At 42.4% G+C, this 3,660-nt stretch carries 3 protein-coding genes and 2 pseudogenes; 1 reads left to right on the forward strand and 4 read right to left on the reverse strand.

The window, feature by feature from the left end:
* A partial coding sequence (locus H5202_RS19185; protein ID WP_259397390.1) for a LysR substrate-binding domain-containing protein occupies nucleotides 1-400 on the forward strand: 400 nt, incomplete at its 5' end.
* A gap of 137 nt (nucleotides 401-537) precedes the next feature.
* Here H5202_RS19185 and scpB read toward each other — a convergent pair.
* The 4 genes and pseudogenes from scpB to rnm form a co-directional block, all read right to left on the reverse strand.
* Nucleotides 538-1,134 (reverse strand): annotated as a pseudogene (gene scpB, locus H5202_RS19190) (SMC-Scp complex subunit ScpB); the annotation flags it as partial.
* A 22-nt stretch (nucleotides 1,135-1,156) separates the two neighbouring features.
* Nucleotides 1,157-1,945, reverse strand: a pseudogene (locus H5202_RS19195) (segregation and condensation protein A).
* 39 nt (nucleotides 1,946-1,984) lie between these two features.
* Entirely contained in the window at nucleotides 1,985-2,605 is a 621-nt protein-coding gene (locus tag H5202_RS19200; protein WP_182773474.1) for an L-threonylcarbamoyladenylate synthase, read from the reverse strand.
* Nucleotides 2,602-3,462: an RNase RNM gene (rnm, locus tag H5202_RS19205; RefSeq protein WP_182773475.1), complete on the reverse strand. Its 861-nt coding sequence runs from the start codon at nucleotides 3,460-3,462 to the stop codon at nucleotides 2,602-2,604. The genes H5202_RS19200 and rnm overlap by 4 nt, the downstream gene beginning before the upstream one ends.
* Nucleotides 3,463-3,660 lie beyond the last annotated feature (198 nt).

A 3,660-nucleotide genomic window follows, 5' to 3' on the forward strand; every position in this document is an offset into this window, starting at 1 on the left:
CATGCCTGTCACCTTGAGTGATATTGAACAACACAACTCAATTTTATTTCGCTTCCCGAATGGTAAAACCTTCAGTGAAGTGCCACTCGCCAATGACGCAATGCAGGCCGTAAAAGGCAATTTATGCACCAATAGCATTCAACTGGCTTATGAAGCCACAAAATTAGGTCGAGGGATTGGTTATTTACCCAAAAAATTATGTCAGGATGACGTAGAGCAAGGGGCGTTAGTGCGTTTATTTAATGATTTAGCGCCTTATACTGGCGTGGTATTTCTAGTGTATCCATCAAGACGATTTTTAAGCCTAACGGGTCAACGCTTACTCGATTACATGCTCGCCCAGCTCCCTGTGCAAACTAGCGACAAAGTGTCGGCAACCAACACTAAGGTATGGATTTAATGGGTTAGGTTTTGGCTGTTTTTAACAACATCGACCGTTTCCTTGTCTACATCATCAAGTTCATTTGTCGTTGTATCACTGCTGTTTTCGCTATCGTTTTGCTCGTCATTGACTTGTTGATCATCGTCTTGGTGATCATCATTACTGTCATCATCGTTAGATTCATCGAGAGCAACTTGCACTTTATCAAATAACCCTTGTAGTGAAGCGGCATCGGTTAATGCGGGTAAATCGGCAAGTTTTGTTAGATTAAAATAATCAAGAAATGCAGGGGTGGTGGCGTACAATGCTGGTTTACCAGGCACTTCTTTGTGACCAACCACTTTAATCCACTGACGGTCCGATAAGCTTTTTATGATATGACTGCTAATAGCAACGCCTCGAATATATTCAATATCCCCACGCGTTACCGGTTGCCGATATGCAATCACAGCTAAAGTCTCAAGCGTTGCCCTCGAATACTTCGGGGATTTGTCTTGCCAAAGAGGTTGTAAATAAGGGCTGAGTATTTCTTGAGTTTGAAAACGATAACCACTGGCAATTTTAACTAGCTGTACGCCCCGCTCTTGATAATCTTGCTGTAATTCATCAAGCGTTTCCTGAATGCGCGTGCGCGATACGCTAAACTCAGCTAACACTGTTTCTTTGATGGCTTTTACCGACAACGGCTTAGCTAAGACAAACAAACTGGCTTCAATAAGTTGTTTTAACTGAATAGGATTAATTGGCTTCATGGATCTCTTCGAATATCGTTAATTAATACGCTTTTACATAGATGGGTGAAAACGGTTCATTTTGCACTAACTCAACGAGTAACTCTTTAACCAGCTCCATGAGTGCCAAAAAACTCACTACCACACCGGCTCGCCCTTCACTGACATCAAACAAACACTCAAAACCAATGTATTCAGTACTGGATAACTTAGCTAAAATTTGGCTCATGCGTTCACGGGTGGATAAATGTTCACGCTTTACATGATGGTCTTCGTTGGCATCAATGCGTTTTAGCACTTCGCCAAACGCACGGGCAATATCCACCAGCGACACTTCTGGCGGTACCGTAACCGGTTTAATATCGGGAGCAGCGCTAACGGATGCTTGAAACATATCTCGTTCAATACGCGGTAACGTATCAATATCGACGGCTGCTTGTTTAATCACTTCATCGGCTTTTAATTGCCGTATAAGCACGACGCGAGGATCTTATTCCTCATCATCTTCACTGGTCATTTTAGGTAACAATAATCGGGATTTAATCTCCGCTAATGTTGCCGCCATCACAAGGTAATCGGCAGCCAGTTCAATCCGCGCTTCAGTGAGAATTTCAATATAAAGTAAATATTGTTGGGTGATTTGTTGAATAGGTAAATCAACCACATCTAATTTTTGTTTGCGGATTAAATACAACAATAAATCTAATGGGCCTTCAAAGGTTTCAAGAAACACTTCTAAGGCCTCTGGCGGAATAAACAAGTCTACAGGCATGCTATTAAGCGCTTGGCCACGAACCATTGCTAATGGCAGGCTTTGCTGACTGCCTGGCATGTTTATCCTAGATGATTCATCTGCGGGTATCACTTTGGTTTATTCAAATGCACTGGTATCACCAGCACCATGACGTAATATCACCATCTCATCTTCAGACATATCAATCACTGTCGTTTGATTTTCAGGTAAATAACCACCGTGAATAATACCGTCTACCAAGTGATCGAGTATATCGCGAATATGCTCAGGATCTGATTCAGCAAATTGCTCATTTGGCATCACTAAACTGGTGGTCATCATTGGTTCACCCAATGCTTCAAGTAACGCCAGCGCAATGACATTATTAGGCACGCGAATGCCAATGGTGCGCTTTTTGTCACACTGTAAACGACGTGGCACTTCTTTAGTGGCTTTGAAAATAAACGTATATGGACCAGGCGTACAGCTTTTTAATAAACGATATGCTTGGTTATCAACGCGGGCAAAATTGGCCAGCTCAGAGAGATCACGGCACATTAATGAAAAATTAGTGTCATTGTCAATCTGGCGGATGCGCGCCATACGCGTCATGGCATTTTTTTCGCCAATCATACAACCCAATGCATAACCTGAGTCAGTGGGATAAACAATGACTCCACCTTGTTTAAGAATCGCCACAGCTTGATTAATTAAACGCGCCTGTGGGTTTTCATCATGAATATAAAAAAATTGACTCATGCTCTTTTCGTCCAATATTGTGATTGCCAAACCCATTCCACACCTTGTGGTTGGAATAAGTTTTTACCTAGCTCGATCCAATTGCTGGGGAAGTGAAAATCGCTTCCCACTGAAGCAAGTAGGTTATTTTGCTTACTTAATGCAATAAGGTTATTACGGTCGTCCAATGTTTGTTGGCCCAAAATAACTTCAATCGCATCGCCACCGGCCTCTGCAAATTCACGCACTAAGCGCTTAAGCCATTTGGCCGATAATTTGTAACCGCTAGGGTGAGCTAATACAGCAACACCACCAGCTTGATGAATATGCTCTATCGCATTGGCCATATCGCCCCAATTATTGGGTACATAGCCTATTTTACCACGAGCTAAGTAGCGTTTGAACACGCTAGGCATATCTGTCGCATGACCATTATCGGCTAACCATCTAGCATAATGACCACGACTCAGCGCCGCATCGCCGGCAATAGCTTTGGCACCATCATAGGCGCCCTCTATACCTGCTTTAGCTAAACGTTCACCAATTTCTTGGGCTCGGACTTCACGCAACTCACGTTGATGAGTTAAAAAATCCAATAATCCTGTGTGAGCGATGTCCAAGTTTAATCCGACGATATGAATATCAAAACTGTTCCAACGAGTCGAAACCTCACAACCGTTAATTAATACTAATGGCGTGGCATGGTTTTGATTAGCAAGATGCGCTTCCGCTAACCCTCCGACAGTGTCATGGTCAGTAATAGCAAACATCTCAACGCCTTTTTCGATAGCGCGAGTTAATAATTCTGTTGGTGTTAATTGACCGTCTGATGCGGTCGTGTGGCTGTGAAGATCGGCCAAGAGAGTCTCTGTAATCATGTGGTTATTGTACTAGAGTGGCGATAAAAATACTGCTTGGATTTATGAATAAATGATGGCAATTGATGAATTATTTATGCATAAGTGAGTCAGAGGGCTCAATAAGTAGACTAGATTTGTCCATATTGCCATTTTTTGTTAGCTTTTGAGAAATATTCAATTGACATTAATCTCCAGCTGGGTTTTCCTATAGACATT

The sequence above is a fragment of the Shewanella sp. SG41-4 genome (assembly GCF_014164505.1).
Lineage (GTDB): Bacteria > Pseudomonadota > Gammaproteobacteria > Enterobacterales > Shewanellaceae > Shewanella.

Bases quoted from the DNA above. Each gene is read 5' to 3' on its own strand.
- H5202_RS19200 (WP_182773474.1), bottom strand. From the start codon at position 2,605: ATGAGTCAATTTTTTTATATTCATGATGAAAACCCACAGGCGCGTTTA.
- rnm (WP_182773475.1), bottom strand. From the start codon at position 3,462: ATGATTACAGAGACTCTCTTGGCCGATCTTCACAGCCACACGACCGCA.